Source organism: Catenulispora yoronensis, assembly GCF_039531695.1.
In the GTDB taxonomy this organism is placed as follows: domain Bacteria; phylum Actinomycetota; class Actinomycetes; order Streptomycetales; family Catenulisporaceae; genus Catenulispora; species Catenulispora yoronensis.
This window is the reverse complement of record NZ_BAAAQN010000051.1, coordinates 58,815-82,505: the sequence shown is the minus strand read 5'-3', so window position 1 is coordinate 82,505 and position 23,691 is coordinate 58,815. Positions and strand designations below refer to the sequence as shown.

At 71.3% G+C, this 23,691-nt stretch carries 15 protein-coding genes; 6 read left to right on the top strand and 9 right to left on the bottom strand.

Features of this window, described 5'->3' with window-relative positions:
* Positions 1-60: 60 nt before the first annotated feature.
* Positions 61-1,491 carry a type VII secretion protein EccB gene (eccB, locus tag ABD481_RS33375; protein WP_344669813.1) on the bottom strand — a complete coding sequence of 477 codons (1,431 nt, stop codon included), beginning with the start codon at positions 1,489-1,491 and terminating at the stop codon, positions 61-63.
* 20 nt (positions 1,492-1,511) lie between these two features.
* Here eccB and ABD481_RS33370 point away from each other — a divergent pair, with 20 nt between their 5' ends.
* Positions 1,512-2,891: a hypothetical protein gene (locus ABD481_RS33370; protein WP_344669812.1), complete on the top strand. Its 1,380-nt coding sequence runs from the start codon at positions 1,512-1,514 to the stop codon at positions 2,889-2,891.
* A gap of 44 nt (positions 2,892-2,935) precedes the next feature.
* Positions 2,936-4,270: a M20/M25/M40 family metallo-hydrolase gene (locus tag ABD481_RS33365; protein WP_344669811.1), complete on the top strand. Its 1,335-nt coding sequence runs from the start codon at positions 2,936-2,938 to the stop codon at positions 4,268-4,270.
* A 182-nt stretch (positions 4,271-4,452) separates the two neighbouring features.
* Here ABD481_RS33365 and ABD481_RS33360 read toward each other — a convergent pair whose 3' ends face one another.
* Together ABD481_RS33360 and ABD481_RS33355 are read right to left on the bottom strand one after the other, a co-directional pair.
* Complete coding sequence (locus tag ABD481_RS33360; protein ID WP_344669810.1) at positions 4,453-6,132, bottom strand: hypothetical protein; 1,680 nt, start codon at positions 6,130-6,132, stop codon at positions 4,453-4,455.
* 155 nt (positions 6,133-6,287) lie between these two features.
* Positions 6,288-7,049 (bottom strand): SOS response-associated peptidase, encoded by a 762-nt coding sequence (locus ABD481_RS33355; protein ID WP_344669809.1) that lies wholly within the window; start codon positions 7,047-7,049, stop codon positions 6,288-6,290.
* Positions 7,050-7,266: 217 nt separating this feature from the next.
* On the opposite strand from ABD481_RS33355, the gene aroA reads away from it, so the two are divergent.
* The 4 genes from aroA (at position 7,267) to ABD481_RS33335 (ending at position 12,475) form a co-directional block, all read left to right on the top strand.
* Positions 7,267-8,619, top strand: coding sequence for a 3-phosphoshikimate 1-carboxyvinyltransferase (gene aroA, locus ABD481_RS33350; RefSeq protein ID WP_344669808.1), 1,353 nt, complete (start codon positions 7,267-7,269; stop codon positions 8,617-8,619).
* Positions 8,619-9,668: a ribosome small subunit-dependent GTPase A gene (gene rsgA / locus ABD481_RS33345; RefSeq protein WP_344669807.1), complete on the top strand. Its 1,050-nt coding sequence runs from the start codon at positions 8,619-8,621 to the stop codon at positions 9,666-9,668. The genes aroA and rsgA overlap by 1 nt, the downstream gene beginning before the upstream one ends.
* Before the next feature lie 250 nt (positions 9,669-9,918).
* Positions 9,919-11,361 (top strand): hypothetical protein, encoded by a 1,443-nt coding sequence (locus ABD481_RS33340; protein ID WP_344669806.1) that lies wholly within the window; start codon positions 9,919-9,921, stop codon positions 11,359-11,361.
* Positions 11,351-12,475, top strand: a complete 1,125-nt coding sequence (locus tag ABD481_RS33335; protein ID WP_344669805.1) for an ARPP-2 domain-containing protein — start codon at positions 11,351-11,353, stop codon at positions 12,473-12,475. Before ABD481_RS33340 ends, ABD481_RS33335 begins: the two co-directional genes overlap by 11 nt.
* Here the strand turns inward: ABD481_RS33335 and ABD481_RS33330 are convergent.
* From ABD481_RS33330 to ABD481_RS33305, 6 genes are all read right to left on the bottom strand, one after another.
* Entirely contained in the window at positions 12,469-13,068 is a 600-nt protein-coding gene (locus ABD481_RS33330) for a hypothetical protein (RefSeq protein ID WP_344669804.1), read from the bottom strand. The genes ABD481_RS33335 and ABD481_RS33330 overlap by 7 nt on opposite strands.
* A gap of 336 nt (positions 13,069-13,404) precedes the next feature.
* Entirely contained in the window at positions 13,405-18,375 is a 4,971-nt protein-coding gene (locus ABD481_RS33325; RefSeq protein WP_344669803.1) for an NAD-glutamate dehydrogenase, read from the bottom strand.
* 157 nt (positions 18,376-18,532) lie between these two features.
* Positions 18,533-19,402: a tryptophan 2,3-dioxygenase gene (locus ABD481_RS33320; protein WP_344669802.1), complete on the bottom strand. Its 870-nt coding sequence runs from the start codon at positions 19,400-19,402 to the stop codon at positions 18,533-18,535.
* Positions 19,403-19,562: 160 nt separating this feature from the next.
* Positions 19,563-20,039: a GNAT family N-acetyltransferase gene (locus ABD481_RS33315; RefSeq protein WP_344669801.1), complete on the bottom strand. Its 477-nt coding sequence runs from the start codon at positions 20,037-20,039 to the stop codon at positions 19,563-19,565.
* Positions 20,040-20,175: 136 nt separating this feature from the next.
* Positions 20,176-22,740, bottom strand: coding sequence for an ABC transporter permease (locus ABD481_RS33310; protein WP_344669800.1), 2,565 nt, complete (start codon positions 22,738-22,740; stop codon positions 20,176-20,178).
* A gap of 22 nt (positions 22,741-22,762) precedes the next feature.
* Complete coding sequence (locus tag ABD481_RS33305; RefSeq protein WP_344669799.1) at positions 22,763-23,578, bottom strand: ABC transporter ATP-binding protein; 816 nt, start codon at positions 23,576-23,578, stop codon at positions 22,763-22,765.
* Between the last annotated feature and the right edge of the window lie 113 nt (positions 23,579-23,691).

Genomic DNA, 23,691 nt, shown 5'->3' with positions numbered 1-23,691 from the left:
TGCTTCGACAACTGAGAGTGTGATGACTGAGAAGGAGGGAGTTCGGACGCCGTCGGAACGCTAGGAACCGACCGGCGTCGCCGCTCTGCTCGGATCCAGTGCGGTCCCGAGGGGCACCAGCCGCAACCACTGCGCCGGGACCTCGCAGGAGGCGATGCCGTCGTATCCGAGTCGCAAGGGTGCGGCGTCCACGAGCTCGTACCGGAGTCCGGTATCAGCAAGCAGATACTCGGGCGCCGTCGCCGGGTCGCTGCCCGACTCGCGCACGATCACTCCGTGTCCGGCCCGGACGACCGCGCTCGGGAGATCGGCACTCCCGCCGCCCGAAGCCGCGCCGGCAGCCGCACCACCACCCGCAGCCCCCGCCGGCAACGCACCCCGCACCGCCACCTCCATATGCGCCCGCCCCTGCTGATCGAACGTCCCCGCGAACGTCGCGCACACCACCGCCGCGCCGGACGTCCCCGCGTCCTGCCACTCCGCCGAGAACCGCGGCGGCGCCACCGGCCACGCCAGCGTCTGCGATGCCGCCGTCCCCACCATCATGTCCGCCGTCACCTTGCCGGCCGGCAGCACCGCCTCCGTGAACTTGTACTGCGTCAGCCGCGGATCCCGTTGGTAGAGCTCGTACATGGTCGGTGTCACCGCGGCCACGCCGTCGCCGGTGACCAGGAAGTAGTCCGCCACCGAGCCGCCCGGTCCAAAGGTCTTGCCGAACATGCCGATCTTGTCGAAGCCGGCAGGTGCGGGGCGCGGGTCCGGGCCGCCGTAAGGGCCCGAGATGGTCGGGATGCCCAGCACGTCGCCCGCCGAGAGACCGCTCAGCCAGGCCGCCGGGACCCGGCGCGGGTGCACGCCGTTCGTGGCGAACGCCGCCGCCACCACGGCGCGGTCGCCGATGCGGTACTTCAGGCCGTCCTCGACCACCCACTGCTGTCCGGCGTCGTCCTGCACCAGCAGCGCGTCGGGACCGGCCAGCAGACCCGGGCCGGAGGCCGCCGGGAAGCCGACCTCGACCACTGTTTTGCCCTCCGGCGTCACGCAGGCCGAGAAGTCCTTCAGATCGAGGTCGGCGGCCGAAGGCAGGCTCTCGGGCACCTTGGCCAGCCCCACCGCCGGGCCGAGCTCGCGCAGATACGGCGCCAGCTGTGCGTCCCCGGGGCGGACCGGTTTCGTCGTCGAACCGAACAGCAGCCGGGCCGAGGTCCCGTTCAGCAGCGGGTGCAGCCGGCCGTCGAGCATCACGTACTCGGTCCCGGAGCCGTCGGCGATCAGGCCCTTCTTCCACGCGTCCTTCGGCTTCGGGTTCATATAGCCCACGACCGCGGCGGTACCCAGGGCGAAAACGACCACGATCCCGGCGACGAAGTACGCCCGGAACGGCCTCGGCACGCCCTCCCCGACTTCCCCGGCACGGGGCCGCAGCACCGCCCCGAGGATCCGGCGCCGCGAGAACTCCGTCGCCGTCAGCTGCTCCTTCCGCGTCGCCATTCCCCGTACGATACGTCCTCATGCGGGCCTTCGTCGGAATCGGTCTCGTGGTGGCATCGGAAGTCGTCGTCACCTCCGGCCTGCTCGCCGTCCGGCGGCTGCGCGGCCGACGCAGAAGCCTGAGCTCCCCCGCGGACACCCTGTTCAGCGAGCCGCCCGCGGCGATCGCGACCGCGAGCGCCCTCACCGGCGCCGTCAAGACCACCATCACGAGCGCGGGCGTCGCCGCGAAGCCGACGGCCCCTGCCCGCCTCGACTTCCTCACCGCAGTGCTCGAACTCGAGCCCGTCGACGCCGTCCTGCCGGCCGGCGATCAGACGCCCCCGATCCCCGCGCAGGTGCTGGAGAACCTCCGCGCCGATCCGTTGCTCGGCCTGGCCGACGTCCGCCTCGTCCAGCACCTCCAGTCCACCGGCGCGGGACTGCCCGAACGCTCCCAGGCCGGAACCTCCTATCAGAGCCTGAACCGCGACGTCGCCCAGCACGCCTCCGCCGAGCCGATCCCGGCCGCGCGCCTGACCTGGCTGACGATGCGCCTGGAGCTCCCCGGCAGCCCGCGCCACGCCTGGGCCGACCGCGCCGCCGGGCCGATGCTGGCACGCGGCGGCGGCCTGGAGGGCGCGCGCCGGACGCTCGACAAGGCCGCCCGGGCCGCCTCCGCGCAGCTCGCCGTCGCCGGCTACCGCACGACCGCCCTGACCGAGACGGACTATCTCCCGGGGCTGCGCAGCGGGCTGGCCGACTCCCTCGCCGCCACCGGGCCGGACGGCCTGGTGACCGCGCCCGGCGGCGTGCTCGTCGGCGTCGATCCGGCGCACCGCCCCGTCGCGCTCGGCCTGTTCCGTCGCAGAGGCCTGAGCGTCGCGGTCGTCGGCGGCCGCTACCTCGCCGAGATTCTGGCGTTGCGCGGTGCCGCCGTGGGCGCTCGCGTCATCGTGGAGACCGCGCGCGCCGACGAATGGGATCCGGTCCTGCTGCACTCCGGGCTGGACGCCGCGCGCCTGGCCGTGCAACCGGCCGCCCGCCCCACTCCGCCCGCCGCGTGGCCCAAGCCGACCGCGGCCACTCCCCTGCTCGTGCTGCGCGACTGCGGTGCGCGTCCGCCCTATGCGGCGGTCCCCCGCGGCGCGTGGACGGCCGTCGTCACCGTGCTGCCCTATCTGGACCCGCGCTCGGCCGGCTACCTCAAGGACGCCGATCTCGTCGGTCTGCAACAGATGTCGCGCGAGGAGGCCGCCATGATGCGGCACATCCTCGGCCTGGCGGACAAGGAGACGGCGGCGCTGCCCGATCTGCCCGCACCGATGGCCGTGTGGCGGTCCCGGGACCGCACCACCCGGTACTGCGAGGTGTCCGCGACGCGCTGGGAAGAGACCCTCTTGGGCGAGCCGGTCCGCTGAGCTCGGCCCGGCCCGGCGAAGATCCGGCAGCGTAGGGTTGGAGCATGACGAGCACACCGGACTCCGCAGAAGTCCCTTACGGCGAGGTCGTGGGTTTCCTGCGCGACCTCATCCGGATCGACACCTCGAACCCGGTCAAGCCGGAGCGGCCGGCGGCCGAATACGTGGCGGAGAAGCTCGCCGAGGCCGGGCTGGAGCCGCAGGTCTTCGAGTCCGAGCCGGGCCGGGCCAGTGTGGTGGCGCGGATCGAGGGCACCGATCCCGGCGCCGACGCGCTGCTGCTGCACGGCCACCTGGACGTGGTCCCGGCCGACCCCGCGGACTGGACCTTCGACCCGTTCGCCGCCGAGGTCCGCGACGGCCTGGTGTGGGGCCGCGGCGCGGTCGACATGAAGGACATGGACGCGATGATGCTGGCCGTCACGCGCCGCATGCTGCGCGAGGGCCGCAGGCCGCGCCGCGACGTGGTGCTGGCGTTCCTGGCCGACGAGGAGGCCGGCGGCACCTACGGCGCCAAGTTCCTCGCCGAGCACCACCGCGGCCTGTTCGACGGCGTCTCCGAGGCGGTCAGCGAGGTCGGCGGCTACTCCTACGAGGTCTCGCCGGATCTCCGCTACTACCTCATCGAGACCGCGCAGAAGGGCCTGGCCTGGATGCGGCTGCAGGCCCGCGGCCGGGCCGGCCACGGCTCGATGATCAACGACGACAACGCGGTCACCACCCTGGCCGAGGCCGTGGCGCGGATCGGCCGGCACGACTGGCCGGTGACCCTGACGCCGACCGTCACCGCCTTCCTGGCCGAGGTCACCGAGGCGCTCGGCGTCGAGTTCGACGCGAAGGACCCGGACTCGGCCCGCGCCGCGGTGGCCAAGATCGGCCCGCTGGCCCGGTTCATCGGCGCCACGCTCCAGCACACCGCGAACCCGACCAAGCTGGACGCCGGGTACAAGGTGAACGTCATTCCGGAGCGGGCCTTCGCCGAGATCGACGGGCGGTTCCTGCCGGGGCGCGAGGAGGAGTACTTCGCCGAGATCGACAAGCTGCTCGGTCCCGACGTGACCCGCGAGTTCACGCACTACGACATCGCGCTGGAGGCCCCGTTCGAGGTGCCGCTGGTGGAGAAGATGATGGCCTCGCTCCAGGCCGAGGACCCGGCGGCGCGGGTCGTCCCCTACTGCCTGTCGGCGGGCACCGACAACAAGACCTTCGGCACGCTGGACATGGGCCGCGGCCTGATCCGCGGCTACGGGTTCGTGCCGCTGAAGCTGGACCCGAGCCTGGACTTCGCGGCGATGTTCCACGGCGTCGACGAGCGGGTGCCGCTGGACGCGCTGGAGTTCGGCTGCAAGGTGCTGGACCGGTTCCTGATGGCCGCTTAGAGCTTCCGGCCGCGTCCGCACTGCGGGCGAAAGTCCGTAGCGCAGACGAAAGTCCGTACCGCGGGCGAAACCATAAGCAGAAACAGCAACACGCCGAAGGCCCGGCGCGGGAATCGCTCCCCGGGCCGGGCCTTCGCCTTCGCCCCACCGACCTCGGCCGGCTGGTGACTCACGCCCCTGATTCAGCTGCCCTGCTGCGGCCACCGCGTGAACGGGTCGTCCGACGCGGCATCGTGACTCCCCGGCTGCGCCGGCATCGGCGGCAGCGCGTCGTGCTTGGACGGCTGCGCGGGGGCCACCGGATCGGTCAGCGCGGGCACCGGAACCGGCTGCGTCGGCATGCTCCCGTCCGCCGTGAACACGTTCAGCGGGACCGTGTCGGTGCCCGCACCCTCGCCCGGCAGCTTGCCCGCTTCAATCAGCAGCACCGGGACTTGGACAGTGCGCCGGTGATCCTCGTAGACCGCGCGCGGGTCGCCGATCAGACCGTGGTCGGCCAGCGCCATGCTGGTGGCCTTCTCATAGAGGTGCACATAGCCGCAGCGGATCGTGAGGCACTTGGTGAGCTTGCCGGTGATGGACTCGAAGAAGTCCTTCCGGTACGCCTCGTCGGTGACCGCCGAGACCGCGAAGAAGAAGGCCGAGAACGTCGTCAGCAGGATCGCGGTGCGCAGCAGCGGCTCGGAGAAGACCAGCTCGTGCTCGCCGCCCAGCGGGATCCGCGCCGCAAACCCGAACAGCTTGCCAGGCTCGATGATCTTCAGCCAGGACTCGGCCTGTTCCTTGTCCGTGAACCCGCACGCCTGCATGATGGCGTCGACGTTGTGCGCGGGCGAGGGCACGCCCTCCGCCAATTTGCACTCCGGCGTCCGCAGCCAGTCCGCGACCTGGCCGTTGTTGACCGCGAGCTTGCCGAGCGACACGAAGTACAGGAACACCACCACGGCCAGCAGCAGGATCTGGATGATCTGCGTGAAGGCCAGCACGAACAGCATGTTGATCCGCTGCCGCCGGTTGGTCAGCAACTGCGGCAGCTCCTCGTCGAGCTCCTCCAGGTGCCGGGCCAGCGGCGTGTCGGCGGCCGCGGCCATCACCGCGTCGCGGGTGTACTCGCCGGAGAGCAGCTTGACCTCGCCGGGCAGCCGCACCATCAGGAAGCCGAAGATGATCAGGGCGAAGAACAGCGTCGTCCACCACAGCTGGCTGCGCTTCTCGAACGACGAGGAGATGTGCCACATGTCGACGTTGAGGAACAAGAAGGTGCCGAACAGCGCCAGCATCGGCAGCGCCTTGCTGGCCAGGTTGACCAGGTTGCCGAGCTCGCGCACCGAGTGCCGCAGCGCCCAGAGCACCACCGGCAGCATCGCGTAGGACACCACCGCGTAGGCCAGTCCCAGCACCAGGACGTTGGCCACGGCGTCGATCAGCACCGCCTTCCAGGAGGCGTGCGAGATCTTGCCGACCGCCGGTCCCAGGACGACCAGCACCGCGATCTCCGGGGCGCCGATGACCCTGGGCAGGCGGTACCAGGCGTGCGGCTGCCGCGCGAGGTTGGCGGCCAGGAAGACCACGAGCACGGTGCCGAACCCGATGGCGGCTCCGATTCCCCGGTCGGCCCAGGTCGGGGACGAGCTGGTGAGCTCCAGGCCCATCTGGAACAGCACCAGCACGACGAACAGCGGGAGCGCGCGCTTGAAGACGTCCTCGGTCGCGCGGTAGTTCTCGATGAAGTGCGGCAGACCGCGCCGGACGAACCAGATCTCGACGTCGTCGAGATGGCGGTGGGCTTCGGCCAGGGCGCGGCGTTCGCTGCGCTTCGTGGCCGACCGACGCGCGCTGCGGGACATGGTGGGCGTACTCACGATCCCCCCGGAGAGTGAGCCTATTGAGGCAAGGACTGGTTGCAGACGCGCCGATCCTAGGGCATGGCAACCCCCTCATTCGCCGCGGCTTCGCCCCGAGTCAGTCCTCTCCATCCGCGGCGATCACCTCCGATCGCCCCCGCGGCCGGAGCCGGCTATTCGGCCTCCAGCGGCAGCACCAGCTCCGGTCCGTTGTTCCGCACCGAGTTCACCGCGGTCGACACCGGATACGTCTCCAGCCGCGGATCCCGGCCGGCGTCCAAAAGGTTGAGCAAAGCCTGCGCGTCGCCGTCGCCGGAGCCGTAGTCCGGGTCCAGCCAGGCGTCGAAGTGCGTGCGCGGCACGATCACCGGCATCCGGTCGTGGATGTGGTGCAGGCCGCCGACCGACGCGGTGGTCAGGATGGTCGCCGACCACAGCCAGGCCGCCGGGTCCTCCTTGTCCTCGACCGCCGGGTCCCGCCACAGCTCGTAGAGCCCGGCGAAGGCCAGCGCGTCGCCGGAGCCGTCGTGGATGAAGAACGGCTGCTTGACCGGCTTGGGGCCGGCCGGTTTGTACCACTCGTAATAGCCGTCGGCCGGGATGATGCAGCGGCGCTTGGTGAACGCGCGTTTGAAGGACGCCTTCTCGGTGATCGTCTCGATCCGCGCGTTGAACATCTTCTGCCCGATCGAGCGGTCCTTGGCCCAGGAGGGGACCAGGCCCCAGCGGACCTCCTTGAGCTTGCGCACGGCCTCGGACCCGGCCTGGGCGTCGCGCGGGTGCCGCTCGATCGCCGCCACGATCCGGTCGGTCGGCGCGACGTTGTAGTTCGGCTCGAAGTCCGCGGCGACCTGTTCGAAACTCTCCGGCTGCTCGATGCCGAGCTGGCCGGCCAGCTGGGAGGGGTCGGTCCGCAGCACGTAGCGTCCACACATGCCCCCGAGCTAATCACGGATCACCGACAGCGGGCCCCGATCCGACCGACAACGGGCCGCCGACCGGACCGACAGCGGTTCCCGGACCGGACCGACAGCGGTTCCCGGACCGGACCGCCAATGACTCCCCGATCGGGTGGACCGGCCCGCGTCCGGCCCGCGTACCGGCATCCGACAGCGCCAGCGGCTATCCGGCACAGCGACTAGCCTTGTCCCCATGACCTCCGCCGAGAAGATCCTGTGGTCCGCGCCGTCCGCCACCCGCCCGGTCGCGGCCGACGTCCGGGTGCCCGGATCCAAGTCGGCGACCAACCGCGCGCTGCTGCTCGCGGCCCTGTCCGCGGGCCCCTCGACGATCGCCGGCGGGCTGCGGGCCCGGGACTCGGTGCTGATGATCGACGCGCTGCGCGAACTCGGCGTGGCGGTCGAGGCCGGCGAGCGCTACGCGGCGCCGGTGTGGACCGTCACCCCTCCGGAGCAACTCACCGGCGGCGACGGCGGCGACGTGGCCCGGGTCGACGTCGGCCTGGCCGGCACCGTCATGCGCTTCCTGCCGCCGGTCGCGGCGCTGGCCGACGGCCCGGTGTACTTCGACGGCGACCCCTACGCCCGCGCCCGCCCGATGGGCACGCTGATCCAGGCGCTGCGCGACCTCGGCGTCCGCATCGACGACGGCGACCGCGCCGCCTTCCCGTTCCTGGTCGAGGGCACCGGCTCGGTCCCCGGCGGTCTGGTCGAGCTGGACGCCACCGCCTCCTCGCAGTTCATCTCCGCGCTGCTGCTGGCCGGTTCCCGGTACCGGCGCGGCGTAGAGGTCCGGCACATCGGCGGGCCGATCCCGTCGCAGCCGCACATCGAGATGACCGTGGAGTTCGTCCGGGCCGCCGGCGGCACCGTCGACGACTCCGAGCCGGGCCGCTGGGTCGTCGCGCCCGCGACGCTGCGCGGCCGCGACTGGGTGATCGAGCCGGACCTGTCCAACGCCGCGCCGTTCCTGGCCGCCGCGCTGATCACCGGCGGCACGGTGACCGTCGCCGACTGGCCGGCCGCCACCACCCAGGCCGGCGACGCGCTGCGCGGCCTGCTGCGCGAGATGGGCGCCCGGGTGGAGCTCACCACCGGCGGGCTGACCGTCACCGGCGGCGCCGGGGTGCACGGCCTGGAGGCCGACCTGCGCGACGTCGGCGAGCTGACGCCGACCCTGGCCGCGATCGCGGCGCTGGCCGACTCCCCGTCCCGGTTCACCGGCATCGGCCACCTGCGCGGGCACGAGACCGACCGGCTGGCCGCGCTGGCCCGGGAGATCAACGGGCTCGGCGGCGACGTCACCGAGGAGGCGGACGGGCTGCTGATCCGCCCGCGCCCGCTGCACGGCGGCGTGTTCGCCAGCTACGCCGACCACCGGATGGCCACCGCCGGCGCGATCCTGGGCCTGGCCGTGCCCGGCGTGCAGGTCGAGGACATCGCCACCACCGGCAAGACGCTGCCGGACTTCCCGGCGATGTGGGCGGCGATGCTGGCCGCCGACGACCACGACCCGTCGACCGCCTCGGCAGGGATCGTCGGCTGATGGCGCGCGCCGGCCGGAAGCTCGACAGCTACGACGAGACCGACGTGCGGGTTCGGGCGAACCCGCGGGGGTCCCGGCCGAGGACGAAAAGCCGGCCCGCGCACGAGGACGCGGCGGTCGGCATGGTGATCACGGTCGACCGCGGCCGCTACACCTGCCTGATCCAGGACAAGAAGAAGTCGCGCACGGTCACCGCGATGACGGCGCGCGAGCTGGGGCGGCAGCGGATAGTGGTCGGCGACCGGGTGGCCCTGGTCGGGGACCTGTCCGGGTCGCCGGACGCGCTGGCCCGGATCGTGCGCGTCGAGGACCGCACGACGCTGCTGCGCCGCACCGCCGACGACACCGATCCGGTGGAGCGGGTGCTGGTGGCCAACGCCGACCAACTGGTGATCGTGGCGGCGTTCACCGACCCGGAGCCGCAGCCCCGGATGATCGACCGCTGCCTGGTGGCGGCCTACGACGCGGGCATGGAGCCGCTGCTCTGCCTGACCAAGGCCGACCTGGTCATAGCGTGGCAGGAGGACGCGGTCCTGGACATGTACCGGCCGCTGGGGCTGCCGATCGTGGTCTCGGCGAACGGCTCGGGGGCCGAGGGCCTGGCCGCGCGGCTGGCCGGGCGGACCTCGGTGCTGGTCGGCTCCTCCGGCGTCGGGAAGTCGACGATGGTGAACCAGCTGGTGCCGACCGCGACCCGGGCCACCGGCCGGGTGAACGCGGTGACCGGGCGCGGCCGCCACACCTCGTCCTCGGCGCTGGCCCTGGAGCTGCCGGGCAAGCAGGGCGGCTGGGTGATAGACACCCCGGGCGTGCGGTCCTTCGGGCTGGCGCACGTGGACGTGAACCGGCTCATCGACCACTTCCCGGATCTGGCGGAGGGCACGGGGAACTGCCCGCGCGGCTGTCAGCACGACTCGATGGCGCCGGAGTGCGCGCTGGACGCATGGGTGGCCGAGGGGCACGCCGACCCGGCGCGGCTGGCCTCGCTGCGGCGGCTGCTGGACGCGCGGCTGAGCGGGGAGCCGACGGTGACGGCCGCAGAGGACTGAGACCGGCCTGAGGGCGGCCTGAGGGCGGCCCGCGAGCCCCCCGAGGACCGCGACACCATGGCAGCCACCTGATAGCGGCGATAAAGCCCGCCTGTTCGAAGGTCGCCTTCGGGTATCGTGATCGTCGCCGGTCGCGGGACTCGAAGCGCGACTTCCGGAACCTGCCTTTATCGCAATGATTCGCAGTTCGCGCCCTCCTTCCCCGACCGGCATCAAGGAGTTCGGGCCGCGACGTGGGGGGGCGACCGGTATGGGGATGGCCGCGGACCTGGTGGCCGCCGAGGACGTGCTGCTGTTCGTCAACGCGGCGACCGCCTCGACCGGGCAGCGGGAGTTCTACGACACCGCCGACGAGCAGGCCATGTCGCTGGAGTTCCTGCACGAGTACATGCTCTACAACTACCGCGACCTCTACGCCGCCTCGCTCGCGCTCGGTATCAACGACCACAACGCGCTAATGGCGATCAGGGGCCTGCTGGAGACCGCGCGGAACGCGACGCCCGGGCAGAAGGCGACCGAGGGCACGCTGATAGCCCGGCGGCTGCTGACCCTGCCGCCGCCCCGGGTGTTCCGGCTGTTCAAGGACCTGCGACGGCACGGGGTCAACAACCGCCGGACCCGGGCCATCGTCCGCGACTGGATCAAGGGCTTGGAGAGTCCGGCGTACCACGCGGTGAAATACCGCAGCGGGTTCAAGGCCGGACTGAAGCACGCGCACATCGACATCGGCGACGGCGAACTGCGGGACTTCCTGTTCGGTCCGCTCGCGCACAAGCCCTACACCACGCCGATTCTGGAGACGTGGCGCCAGGCTCACTACACCAGCAGCGCGCTTTACAAGCTCCCCTACACAGTGGCCGAGGGTTTCGCCGCGAAGCACGGCATCGACCGCGAGGTCTTCCTGGCGCGCATCAGCGACCGGATGACGCCGCTGGAGAAGCTGCGCACCGGCGAGGATCCGGTCGACCCGCTCGCGCTGCTGAACGAGAGCGCCAAGTACCACGGCCCGCAGCAGATCCCATGGCTGACCCGGCTCGCGGTCCGCGTCCTGGCCCTGCCGCTGGACGAGCGCGCGGCTCGGCGCGCCGAGCTCACCGAGGGCCTGCGCCGCTTCGCCGCGGTCGAGGCCGGCGAGCTGGCCGGGACCTGGGGCCGGGTGACCGCGGTCCTGGACGACAGCTTCTCGTCGTTCGGGTCGCCGGTGAAGCGGCGGCGGCCGCTGGCCGTGGCGCTGGCCTGCCACTTCCTGCTGGAGGCGCTGGCCGCGCCGGGGCAGTACACGCCGTTGTGGATGTCCGGGCGCAAGGATCCGCTGCTGACGTATCCGGGCGGCCCCACGCCGCTGGGCCTGCGGCTCATCGACGCGTTGGAGACCGGCCCGGACCGGATCGTCGTGGTCTCGGACGGCTGGGACAACAGCCCGCCCGGCCTGGCCGGCGAAGTGCTGCGGGTCTGGCGCGCCCGCTTGGATCCGGAGCAGCGGGTGGACGTCGTGCACGTCAACCCGGTGTTCGACGCCGACACGCTGGATGTGCGGGCCCTGAGCCCGGACGCGCCGTCGGTCGGGATCCGGGACGCCGAGGACCTGGTGTCGCTGGTGGAGTTGGCACAGTTCGCGCAGGGACTGCTCGGGCTGCCGGAGCTGATGGCCTATCTCGACGGCCGGGTGCGGAGGTATCTCGGTGCGCATTGACTTGTCCGGCCTGCGGACCGGGCCCTCGCAGGTGTGGGGCGCGTTGCGGCTGGTGCCGCTGCTGCGGGAGCGGCCGGTCGAGGGACTGCGGCTGCACCGGCTCGCGTTCGGACCCACGGTGCGGAGCAAGGTGCTGATCACGAACACGGTCTCGTACCACTCGTACATCCCGCACGGGTTCGTGGCGGACTGGAACCGGGATGCCGGCGACAGCGAGCAGTCCGCCGCGTACGGGACGCAGATCGTCGGCAAGACCGAGAAGATCCTGGGCATGCCCATGACCACGCACAAGCGGATGGTGCAGAAGGCCGGCAAGCAGAGGGCTCGGTTCCTGCCGCTGCATCTGGCGATGGAGGGATACCTGGCGCTGCACTTCGACGCGCCGGCGATCGCCTGGCGGGAGTCGTCGGAGCGGGTGATCCACCGGGGGCTCTCGCCGCGGTCGGAGGCGTCGTGGCGGGGGTTGGTGATTCCCGGGCTTCAGGACGCGCTCCGGGTCTTCGAGATCTACGAAGGCCAGTGCGGCGTGCTTCTGTACGCGGCCGATGCCCTAGCCGCGGCGTTCGTCGTGCCGCATCCGGACGACTATCGGGAGCTGCACCCGACGCTGCTGCTGGACATGTACGGGGAACTGATCTACCAGTACGCGCTGATGATGCCCGCGGTGCGCGAGTTCCGTGCACGGATCGACGACGACGTCGACAGTCTGGCGGGGCTGCGCGCGGCCGCCTTGGCACAGAACCGTGCGTGGGCGGAGTTCCATGACACGGTGATGATGAGCGCGCTGGTGGATCAGGCGTACACGAGTGAGCGCGCCTACCAAATGGGCGACTTCGATCTGGTTCGGTTCAAGCCGGCGTTCAAGCCCGGCGAGGAGAACCACATCGGTGAGGCGATCACGGACGGGGATGGCCGGATCGCCTATTTGAAGACGTTCCGGCTGTCGGAAGCACAGGTCCGGCGGGGGTACCTGCTGGAGTTGCTCGCCGCCCACGACTGGCACCTGGGGAAGGCGTCGGCTTCGATCGGGACGGATTCCGACGCGCTGTGGCACCGCGTGCAGGCTGCCGGGTTCGACGGGTTGTTCCGAGGGAAGCAGCGGAAGGCTCAGTAACCCGGGGGCGGCGCGTCGGGGCAGGCGCCGTCGGCGATGAAGGGGCTCACGTCCATCTTGGCGAAGATGTCGTAGGGCGGACGCAGGGTCTCAGGGGCCGCGGCGCCCAGGACGTCGGTGTCGGGCACCCTGACGCACAACGAGCGGTGGTTGAGCGGGTCGTTGACGGTGACCTCGCCGTTGGTCGAGAAGGCGGTGGAGAAGACGTACTTCACCGCCAGGATCCCGACGCTGTCCGTGTACTGGCCGTTCATGGCGTAAGACCTCGGCGAACCGTCGCAACTGGCGGTACCGCCGGATCCGTGGTTCATGGAGCCGACCTCTCGGCACGTCACCGGACCGGCCACCACCAGCGATGCGAAGGTGGTCGCGTCCTGCCGGAGTTCCTTCTTGGAACTCTCGACCGCGGAACGGTCCCAGAGGGCCATCACGACGCCGGCGACGACCGCGACCACGCCGAGGACCGACACCACCCCGCCGACGCGAGCTGTCGCCTCGTCGGCCGCGTGCCCGGCGTCGGGGCCGGACCTCGGACCCCAGCGGGCCACCGCGATGCCGATGAGCAGGGCCAGCACGCCGAGGGCCACCACCATCCAGCCCTGAGAAGGGGACGGGTCGGGACTGGGCTTGCAGTCCACGCGACACGGCGGCCGAGTGAAGGGCACTGCTGAGAGCGCTATGAGCATCGATTCCCCCGTTGGTCTCCCCCGCGATCCCTCAGCTGGGGAGCCTACCGGCCGCCGCTCCCGGAATCGACGGAGTTAATCAGGGTTCTGTCAGCAGTGTCCGCAGGGCGGCCGCGATACCCGACACACGACGGCCGGGACACGCCTCGCGCGTCCCGGCCGCCTGTCGCTTCAGCGACTCCGTCGGCTCCATCCGACCCCGTCGGCCCGATCCGGCCCGTCGACCCGATCCGACCCCGCCGACTACATCGACGTCGCCCGCAGTATGGCGCTGATGGTCCGCATCGCGACCGACAGCGTGGCCAGGTCGTAGGTGTCGGACGCCATGATCTCGTCGAGGACCATGCGGGAGCGTTCCACCGCCGCGCGGTCCTTGTCGATCCACGCCTCGTAGCGCTGTTCCGGCGTCGCCGACTCGTCGCCCGAGGCCAGGAGGGCGGCGGTCAGGCCCGCGTGGGACGCGTAGAGCTCGTCGCGCAGGGCCGCGCGGGCCATCGTCTGCCAGCGATCGACGCGGGGCAGGTCCACGATCTTCTGCTGGATCGCGGCGATCTCCATGCGGTCGGCGAGGTCGAAGTAGACCTCGGCGACGTCCAGGACCGGCTTGCCGGCCGCGGCGGCGGTCTCGACGATGTCCAGGGCGCCGAAGATCGAGGGCATCCCGGCCACGGCCGAGGCCAGGTCGCCGGGGACCCCGGCGATGATCAGGTCCTCGCGCTGCTCCTGGTAGCGGGTCAGGTGCGGGCCCGCCAGGAGTTTGGGCAGGTGGGCGGAGATGTCGCGGACACCCTCGCGGAAGTGCTCGATCTGGGCGGTGATGTCCAGCGGGTGCCGGCGGTTCTGGAGGAACCAGCGGGCCGCGCGCTGGGTGAGGCGGCGGACCTCCATCCGCATCGCGGTCTGCACCGCCGCCGGGACCTGGTTGTCCAGGCCCTCGATGGTGGCCAGGAGTCCGGACATGTCGAAGACTTCGCGGGCGGCGCTGTAGGAGCGGGCGATCTGGTCGGCGGAGGCGCCGGACTCCTCGCGCATCCGGAAGGCGAAGCTGATGCCGGCGTTGTTCACCACGTCGTTCACCACCTGGGTGGTGATGATCTCGCGGCGCAGCGGGTGGGCGTCCATGAGGGCGCGGTAGGGGGCCCGCAGCGGGGTGGGGAAGTAGTCCTGGAGCCGTTCCACGTAGTAGGCGTCATCCGGAAGCGAGGACAGAAACAGCTCGTCGGCCAGGACGATCTTCACGTACGCCAGCAGGACCGACAGCTCCGGCTGGGTCAGACCGGCGTTGGCGGCGCGGCGCTCGGCCAGGACCTTGTCGTCCGGCAGGTACTCCAGGTCGCGGTTGAGCAGACCGTCCTTGACCAGGCGGCGCATCAGGCGGCCGTGGGCGTCGATCAGCTCCGGGGCCTGCCACTGGGCGTTGGCCAGGGCGATGTTCTGGTCGATGTTGTCGCGCAGGACCAGGCGCGCCACCTCGTCGGTCTGCTCGGCCAGCGCCTTGTTGCGCTGCTTGACGGTCAGGTCGCCGGCGTGGACGGCCTGGTCGAGCAGGATCTTGATGTTCACCTCGTGGTCGGAGGTGTCGACGCCGGCCGAGTTGTCGATGGCGTCGGTGTTGATCTTGCCGCCGGAGCCGTTGGGGCCGCCGTTGATGGCGTACTCGATCCGGCCCAGCTGGGTGAAGCCCAGGTTGCCGCCCTCGCCGACGACCCGGGCGCGCAGCTGCGAGCCGTTGATCCGGAAGGCGTCGTTGGCCTTGTCGCCGACGTCGGCGTGGCTCTGCGAGGCGGCCTTCACATAGGTGCCGATGCCGCCGTTCCAGAACAGGTCGACCGGCGCCCTCAGGATCGCGTTCAGCAGTTCGTTCGGCGCCATCCGGAGCACATTGGACTCCAGGCCCAGCGCGTTGCGGACCTGCGCGGTGATCGGGATCGACTTGGCGCCGCGCGGGAACACGCCGCCGCCGGGGCTGATCAGCGAGGTGTCGTAGTCGCCCCAGGACGAGCGCGGCAGGTTGAACATCCGCTGCCGTTCGGCGAAGGAGGAGGCCGCGTCGGGGTCCGGGTCCAGGAAGATGTGCCGGTGGTCGAAGGCCGCGACCAGGCGGATGTGCTCGGAGAGCAGCATGCCGTTGCCGAACACGTCGCCGGACATGTCGCCGACGCCGACCGCGGTGAAGTCCTCGGACTGGCTGTCCACGCCGAGTTCGCGGAAGTGGCGCTTCACCGACTCCCAGGCGCCGCGGGCGGTGATGCCCATGCCCTTGTGGTCGTAGCCGACCGAGCCGCCGGAGGCGAAGGCGTCACCGAGCCAGAACCCGGCGTCCACGGCCAGGCCGTTGGCGATGTCGGAGAAGGTCGCGGTGCCCTTGTCGGCGGCCACCACCAGGTAGGTGTCGTCGGGGTCGTGCCGGACCACGTTGCGCGGCGGCACCACCTCGCCGGCCACCAGGTTGTCGGTGATGTCGAGCAGGCCGGAGATGAAGGTCTTGTAGCTGCTGACGCCCTCGGCCAGCCAGGCGTCGCGGTCCGCCGCCGGGTCCGGCAGGTTCTTGGCGTAGAACCCGCCCTTGGAGCCGACCGGCACGATCACCGAGTTCTTCACCATCTGCGCCTTCACCAGGCCCAGGATCTCGGTGCGGAAGTCCTCCCGGCGGTCCGACCAGCGCAGGCCGCCGCGCGCCACCTTGCCGAAGCGCAGGTGCACGCCCTCCACCTGCGGGGAGTAGACCCAGATCTCGAACCGCGGCAGCGGCGCCGGCAGGTCCGGGACCGCGTGCGGGTCCAGCTTGAAGGAGACGTAGGGCTTGGGATCGCCGGCGTCGTCGGTCTGGAAGTAGTTGGTCCGCAGCGTGGCCTGGATGACCTTCAGCAGCGAGCGCAGGATCCGGTCGTCGTCCAGGGACTGCACGCCGTCCAGCGCCGCCTCGGTCTCCTCGACGATGCTCTCCCACAGCTCCGGCGTCTCGTGCGAGTACGCCGGGGAGAACTTCGCCTCGAACAGCTTCACCAGCAGCCGGGCGATCCGGCGGTTGTTCGCCACCACCGACTCGATCAGCTCCTGGCTGAACGTCATCCCGCCCTGGCGCAGGTACTTCACGTAGGCCCGCAGGATCACCGCCTGCCGCCAGGTCAGCCCGGCCAGCGGGACCAGGGCGTTGAAGCCGTCGTTCTCGGCCCGGCCGGTCCAGACCGCGGTGAACGCCTCCTGGAAGCGCTGCCGGGCGGTCTCGTCCAGCGCGTTGTCCGCCACCGACGACGGGTCGCACAGCAGCCCGAAGTCGTAGATCCGGGAGTCCGGCTCGTCCGGGGACTCGGTCTCCAGGTCGTAGGGGAACTCGTCGATGACCTCGACGCCCATCTTCTGGAAGACCGGCAGCACCTCGGCCAGCGACACCGAGGCGCCGACCCGGTAGATGCGGAAGCGCCGCTCGCCGGGGGCCGCGTCGACCTCCTCGTAGAGCCGCACCGCGCTGCCCTCGCCGGAGGCCTTCAGGCCCTCCAGCACCTTGACGTCGGCCACGGCCATCTCCGGCCGCTCCTCGGCCTTGTACGACTCCGGCAGCGCCGCGCCGTAGGCGTCGCGCAGCTCCCGGGCCTGGGCCTCGCCGAAGTCCTCCAGCAGCGCGTCGGCGAAGCCGTCGTCCCAGGTCCGGGTCGCCGCGGCGAGCTTGGCCTCGATGGCGTCGGAGTCCGGGTCGACCAGCGTGGCGCCGGGGGCGACGCGCACCACGAAGTGCAGGCGGGTCAGCACCGACTCGGTGTTGCGCACCGTGTAGTCGATGACGGCGCCGTTCAGCTCCCGCATCAGGATTTCCTGCATGTCCAGGCGGGTGGAGGTGTCGTAGCGGTCGCGCGGCAGGTAGACCAGCGCCGAGTAGAAGCGGCCGTAGGCCTCCTTGCGCAGGAACAGCCGCAGCCGGCGGCGCTCCTGCAACTGCGAGACGGCGATCGCGATCGCGGCGAGCTCGCCCTCGGGGATCTGGAACAGCTCGTCGCGCGGGTAGGTCTCCAGGATCTGGAGGAGCTCCTTGCCGGAGAACGAGTTCTGGTCGTAGCCGGAGTCGGCCAGCACCGCGCGCACCTTGCGCTGCACCACCGGGATCCGCAGCACCGACTCGGTGTAGGCGGGGGCGGCGAACAGGCCCAGGAAGCGGCGCTCGCCCACCACGTTGCCCTCGGCGTCGAACTTCTTCACGCCGACGTAGTCCAGGTAGGCCGGACGGTGCACGGTGGAGCGGGTGTTGGCCTTGGTCAGCACCAGCAGCCGGGGCTCGCGGGCCTTGGCCCGGGCGTCCGGGCCGAGCTTGGAGAAGCTCTGCGACATCGGCTGGTCGCCGCGCAGGATGCCCAGGCCCGTGCCGGGCACCGCGCGCAGGCTCTCCTCGCCGTTCTCGTCGGTGACCAGGTCGTACTCGCGGAAGCCGAGGAAGGCGAAGTGGTCGTCGGCCAGCCAGCGCAGCAGGTCCGAGGCGTCGGACAGCTCCTCGGAGGGCACCGGGGGCTTGGGCGCCTCGGCCGCCGGGTGCAGGTCCTCGGCCAGGGACAGCGCGGTGGCCCGCATCTTCGGCCAGTCCTCGACGGCCTCGCGCACGTCGCGCAGCACCCGCTGCAGGTCCGCCTCGATCTCGGCGTAGCGGCTGCCGTCGGCGTCCTCGCGCGGGGACAGCTTGTCGATCTCGATGTGGATCCAGGACTCGACCTGCACCTCCGGGCCGGCCTTGTCCTGGTCCGGGGCCAGGACCTCCAGCAGCGCGCCGGTCAGGTCGCGGCGCACGTGCAGCACCGGATGGATGATCACGTGGATGCCGCGGTCCTGGCGGGACAGCTCGGAGGTGACCGAGTCGACCAGGAACGGCATGTCGTCGGTGACGATCTCGACCACGGTGTGCCCGCTGGACCAGCCGGTGGTCTCCACGCTCGGGGTGTGCACCCGTACCTTCGCCGTGCCCTGCGGCCGGGAGCCGGCCAGCGCGGCGTGGGACAGCGCCGCCGACCGGACGTCCTTTGGCGCGCCGACCAGGTCCTCGGGGGCCGCGTGGCGGTAGTACTCGCCGAGGAACGCCTCCATGGCGCCGTCCCCGCGAGCCGGCATCAACAACCCGGACGAGGCGCCCCCGGCGCCGCCGTCGGCACCGGATCTGGCCGCCTGACTCAGCAGATCGGCCTTCACCTGGTCGAGCTTGCCCAGTGTCGCACCCGTATACGTGCTCTGCATGGCCGTGTGAACTCTATTCTGTCGCGCGCCTTTGCGTGACTAAGTGGTTTGCGTGGGGACTCGCAGGACTGCGGGACTGCTTGTGGAGTTGTCGGGCGGGGCCGGCGCGCTCGGGGTCATACTCGGAAAGACGACGGACGCGCCGAAAAGTCACCGCCTAGAGCGAACTTCGGATCTCCCACAGCAGCGGGAAGTAGTGCAGGCCGAGCCGGGAGCGCAGGTACGGGGCGCCGGTGGAACCGCCGGTCCCGGACTTGGTGCCGATCTGCCGCTCGACCATCGTCACGTGCCGCGCGCGCCACAGCGCCGCGGCCTCGTCGTGGTCGAGCAGCGCCTCGGCCAGCTCCCAGAGCTCGCCGTACTTGTCGCGGTCGCGGGCCACCGCCACGAGGGAGTCGCTCAGCTCCTCGCCGGTCGCGGCGGGCAGCCCGGAGGCGCCGACGGCGTGCACGAAGCCGTCCCACAGGCTGGGAGCCCGGAGCCGGTCGGCGAGCCGCTGCTGTTCGGCCTCGGTGAGGCCGCGGAAGCGCTTGAGGTAGGTCGGGTCCTTCGCGCCGGAGGCGAACTCCAGCTCCCGGAACTGCGCGGACTGGAACCCGGAGGCCGGGGACAGCAGCTCGCGGAACACCAGGAAGTCCTGCGGGGTCATGGTCTCCAGCACCGCGATCTGCCGGATCAGCACGTCCTCGATCACCGCCACCCGCTTGAGCAGGTGCTTGGCCCACCACAGCCGGCCGCCGAACATGGCCCCGGTGGCGGCGTCGACCTCGTGCAGGAGCTGTTTGAACCACAGCTCGTACACCTGGTGGATGGTGATGAACAGGAGTTCGTCGTGCGCCGGCGGATCCGATTCCAGGACCTGGGCGGTCAGCAGCTGCTCCAGCCGGAGGTAGGAGCCGTAGGTCAGCTTCGCCCCCTCCTCGCCGAAGTGGTGGCTGGTGACCGTCTGGTCCCCGAAGTCGGGGGAACCGGGGAGCGGGCCTGCGGGGCAGCCGACGACGCTGTCGGCTGACGGTTCTTTCGTCACGACTGTCAGGCTACCGCCGCGGGGCCGGGCGGTTGAGGGGTTCGCCGATGACGGAATGGCAGCTATTCCGGAGCCGGCTGTACAGGTTGGCCACCGGTGACCGGGGGTTACCCGCTCAGTGAGCATCGCGCCGGTGCCGTCGGCGGACAACCGGTCCCGCTCAGGACAAGTCGAGCACTCCGACGGTCTGACCGCCGATGGTCTCGCCGGTGGTCCGGAACCCCAGGCGCAAGTAGAACTTCTCCGGACCGTCGTCCCCCGGGTGCCAGCTGACGTGGAGCCGGCTGCCGCCCCGGCGGCGGATCTCGGCCGCGACCTGCTGCACGGCGAAGGTCCCGTAGCCGCGGCCCTGCTCGCCGTCGGCGATGTTCAGGCGCCACAGCCCCGAGCGGCGGTCCCGCGGATCGGCCGGGCCCGCGTCGTCCTCCCAGGCGATGTCCAGGAAGGCCATCAGGAAGCCGACCACGCGGCCGCCGTCCAGGATCAGGCGCGGCCAGGCCGACTCCCCGAAGACATAGGCCTGCGCCAGCGATTTCATGACCGGTCCGACCAGGTGTTCCTGGTCCGGACGGACCCGCACCCCCACCGCCGCGTCGAAGTTCTCGCGCGTCACTTCCGCCAGTCCGAGCTCGCCCATCCCCGTACCTTTCTCGTGCCTGCGTCGTGGACGGCTCGCCAGCCTATGCACCGGAACGGGGGTGGGGTCCCGCCGCAGCGGAACCCCACCCCCGTCCGAACCATCGAGCATGCCGAGCGCCTCGGCCGTCGGCCGGTCAGCCGTCGGCGGCGATGGCCCGCAGCACGTTCATCCGCGAGGCCCGGAAGGCCGGCATGAGCGCGGCCAGCAGGCCGACCACCGCGGCCCCGACGAACACCGCCACGATGGTGCCCACCGGTATCGCCAGGGTGCTGATGCCGACCCCGGAGAGCACCTTCTGCGCGGTGACGCCCCAGGCCAGACCCAGGCCCACGCCGAGGGTGGCGCCGAACAGGGCGATCACCACCGACTCCAGCCGGATCATCCGCCGGGTCTTGCGCCGGCTCATCCCGATCGCGCGGGTCAGGCCGATCTCCCGGGTCCGCTCCACCACCGACAGCGCCAGGGTGTTGACCACGCCCAGGATGGCCACCACGATCGCCAGGCCGAGCAGGCCGTAGACCATGTTCAGCACGCTGGAGACCTGGTCGTGGATCAGCTTCTTGTAGTCGGTCTGGCTCTTGACGGTGATCTGCGGGAACGGCTCCATGCTGCTCTTGAGCGCCTGGTAGGCCTGGTCCTGCTGACCCTTGTCGGCCTTGGCGAAGACCAGGTCGACGGCGGGCAGCCGGTCGGCCGGCACGGTCTTGCCCAGTGTGTCCAGCGAGACGTACCCGTCGCCGTGGTTGAACACCGTGTCGTCGCGCAGGATCGCCAGCACCGGCAGCTGGACCGGCTTGGTGCCGCCGTGGAAGTCCACCGTGGCCACCGATCCGACCACCATGTGCCGGGACTTGGCCTCGGCCTCCGGCAGCGCGATGCCGCCCTTGGTGAAGACGTCGTTCAGCGAGCCGGCCGTGGTGCGGACGTTGAAGTCCTGGACCATCGTCGGCGAGGAGGCCGAGAAGGCCATCTTGCCGTCGCCGGTGCCGCCGGAGACCGTGGCGTTCAGGAACCGGTTCTCGGTGACGTGCTCCAGGCCCGGGGTGGCGCGCGCCTTGGCCAGCGCCTCCTGGGTGATCTCCAGGCCGCCGTTGGCGGTCAGGATGTAGTCGGCGCCGACCGTCTTGTCCATCTCCGAGGTGGCCGAGGTCACCAGCGAGGAGCCGACCACGGCCATCCCGGACACCAGCGACAGCCCGATCATCAGGGCCGCGGCGGTGGCGCCGGTACGGCGGGGGTTGCGCAGGGCGTTGCGCTGGGCCATGGTCCCGATCGAGCCGAAGACCGCGGGCAGCCAGGCGCCGAGCACCCGGATCACCACGCCGGCCAGCAGCGGGCCGAGCAGGATCGCGCCGACCAGGCTGATCAGCACGCCCAGGCCGAGCAGCGCGGCGCCGCCGCCGTTGGCGCCCGCGGCCGCGCCGCCCACCAGGGCCGCCGCTCCGCCGGCCAGCACCAGCAGGCCGATCAGGTTGCGGATCCGGGAGGCCCGGCGGTCGCCCGGGGTGCCGGCGTCGCGCAGCGCCGCCATCGGCGTGATGCGTCCGGCGCGGCGGGCCGGGATCCAGGCGGCGAGCAGGGTGACCAGGACGCCGACGGCGTAGCCGGCCCCCACCGCGGGCACCGTGATCTCCATGTCGGAGGTGTCCAGGTTCAGCCCGACGTTGTTCATCAGCGCGATCAGGCCGTAGGCCAGGCCGGCGCCGCTGGCGATGCCCAGGGTGGCGCCGATGACGCCGAGCAGCAGCGCCTCGAACCGGACCGAGCGGTTGATCTGCCCGCGGCTGGCGCCCAGGGCGCGCAGCAGGCCGAGCTCCCGGGTCCGCTGGGCCACCAGCATCTGGAAGGTGTTGATGATCAGGAAGGCGCCGACCAGCAGCGAGATCCCGGCGAAGCCGAGCATCACGTACTTCATGAAGCCGATGAAGCCCACGCTGTTGCGGCCGTCGGCCTCCTGCTGGGCCCGGGTCTTGACGTCGTACCCGGCGCCGAGCTTGGCGGCCACCTCGCCCTTGAGGGTGTCGTCGGCGGTGCCGGGCTTGGCGTCCAGGTTCACACCGGTGAACACCCCGGGCTTGCCGAGCAGCTTGGTCTGCGCGGTCTCGGTGTCGAAGAAGAACAGCGAGGCGCCGGGGTTGGTGGTGCGGAAGGTCGCGATGCCGGAGACCGTGACCGGGAAGCTCCCGGCCTGGGTGTCGGTCACGATGCGCAGCCGGGAGCCGATCGCCAGGTGCTTCTTGGCGGCGGTGTCGGCGTCGACCACGACGTCGCCGGCGCCGGCCGGGGGCTGCCCGGAGGTCAGGTTCACCGCCGGGTGCGGGGTCACGTACCAGTTGGAGGCGATGGTCGGACCGCCGGTGGCGTTGGAGATCGCCTTGTTGTCGGCGCCGACCACGGCCAGCCGCTCGGTGCTGATGTCGCCGTAGGCGGCCTGCACGCCGGGCAGCGTCTTGACGGCGTCCAGCACCGCGGCCGGCACGGTCTGCTCCGGCGAGCCGGGCAGCGCGTCCTTGTCGGTCTTGGGCGTGACCGCGACGTCCGAGGCGGTGGTCGCGAACAGCCGGTCGAAGGTCTTGGTGATGGTCGAGGTGAACATCAGCGTGCCGGTGACGAAGGCGACGCTGAGCACGACGGCTATCAGCGAGAGCGCCAGCCGCCCCTTGTGGGCGAAGAAATTTCGCCGGGATGCCTTGAGCATGATTCTCGTCCCCCGATCCCGGTCAGCGCTGCGCCGCGTCGCCGCGGTCGACGTGGCCGTGGGCGTCGAACTGCCGCATCCGGTCCAGGACCTTGTCGGCGTTCGGGGCGGACATGTCGTCCACGATCCGGCCGTCGGCCAGGAACAGCACGCGGTCGGCGTAGGCGGCGGCGGACGGGTCGTGGGTGACCATGACGAAGGTCTGGCCCAGTTCGTCGACCGAGCGGCGCAGGAAGCCGAGCACCTCGGCGCCGCTGCGGGAGTCCAGGTTGCCGGTCGGCTCGTCGCCGAAGATGATCTCCGGCTGGCCGGCCAGGGCGCGGGCCACCGCCACGCGCTGCTGCTGGCCGCCGGACAGCTCGCTGGGCCGGTGCTTGAGCCGGGGCTCCAGGCCCACGGTCCCGATCACCCGGTCCAGCCAGGCCTTGTTCGGCTTGCGGCCGGCGATGTCCATCGGCAGCGTGATGTTCTCCAGCGCGTTCAGCGTCGGAAGCAGGTTGAAGGACTGGAAGATGAACCCGATCCGGTCCCGGCGCAGGTTCGTCAGCTCCTTGTCCTTCATCGCGGTGAGCTCGCTGGCCTGCCCGTCCCGGCCGTAGATCCAGATCTGGCCGGAGCTGACCGAGTCCAGCCCGGCCAGGCAGTGCATCAGCGTGGACTTGCCGGAGCCCGACGGTCCCATGATGGCCGTGAACCGGCCGCGCTCGATGTCGACGTCGACCCGGTCCAGGGCGGTGACGGCGGTCTCGTCCCGGCCGTACAGCTTGGACACGGCCTGGGCGCGGGCGGCGGTGCCGACGGTGCGGTGGGTGACCGCGGCCTGTGCTGCCGTTGTCATGGTGATTCCCCTCAAGTGGCTTACGCGGGCAAGGTCGGTGTCGCGACGTCTTCCAGGCTGCCAGGAGCAGCCGACGCGCCGCCACGGAGCCACCCTGTGTCCGACGGTGGGGC

Bases quoted from the DNA above. Each gene is read 5' to 3' on its own strand.
- ABD481_RS33325 (WP_344669803.1), bottom strand. From the start codon at position 18,375: ATGCAGAGCACGTATACGGGTGCGACACTGGGCAAGCTCGACCAGGTG.
- ABD481_RS33310 (WP_344669800.1), bottom strand. From the start codon at position 22,740: ATGCTCAAGGCATCCCGGCGAAATTTCTTCGCCCACAAGGGGCGGCTG.
- ABD481_RS33340 (WP_344669806.1), top strand. From the start codon at position 9,919: ATGGGGATGGCCGCGGACCTGGTGGCCGCCGAGGACGTGCTGCTGTTC.
- ABD481_RS33305 (WP_344669799.1), bottom strand. From the start codon at position 23,578: ATGACAACGGCAGCACAGGCCGCGGTCACCCACCGCACCGTCGGCACC.
- ABD481_RS33355 (WP_344669809.1), bottom strand. From the start codon at position 7,049: ATGTGTGGACGCTACGTGCTGCGGACCGACCCCTCCCAGCTGGCCGGC.
- aroA (WP_344669808.1), top strand. From the start codon at position 7,267: ATGACCTCCGCCGAGAAGATCCTGTGGTCCGCGCCGTCCGCCACCCGC.
- ABD481_RS33315 (WP_344669801.1), bottom strand. From the start codon at position 20,039: ATGGGCGAGCTCGGACTGGCGGAAGTGACGCGCGAGAACTTCGACGCG.
- rsgA (WP_344669807.1), top strand. From the start codon at position 8,619: ATGGCGCGCGCCGGCCGGAAGCTCGACAGCTACGACGAGACCGACGTG.
- ABD481_RS33370 (WP_344669812.1), top strand. From the start codon at position 1,512: ATGCGGGCCTTCGTCGGAATCGGTCTCGTGGTGGCATCGGAAGTCGTC.
- ABD481_RS33365 (WP_344669811.1), top strand. From the start codon at position 2,936: ATGACGAGCACACCGGACTCCGCAGAAGTCCCTTACGGCGAGGTCGTG.
- ABD481_RS33330 (WP_344669804.1), bottom strand. From the start codon at position 13,068: ATGGTGGTGGCCCTCGGCGTGCTGGCCCTGCTCATCGGCATCGCGGTG.
- eccB (WP_344669813.1), bottom strand. From the start codon at position 1,491: ATGGCGACGCGGAAGGAGCAGCTGACGGCGACGGAGTTCTCGCGGCGC.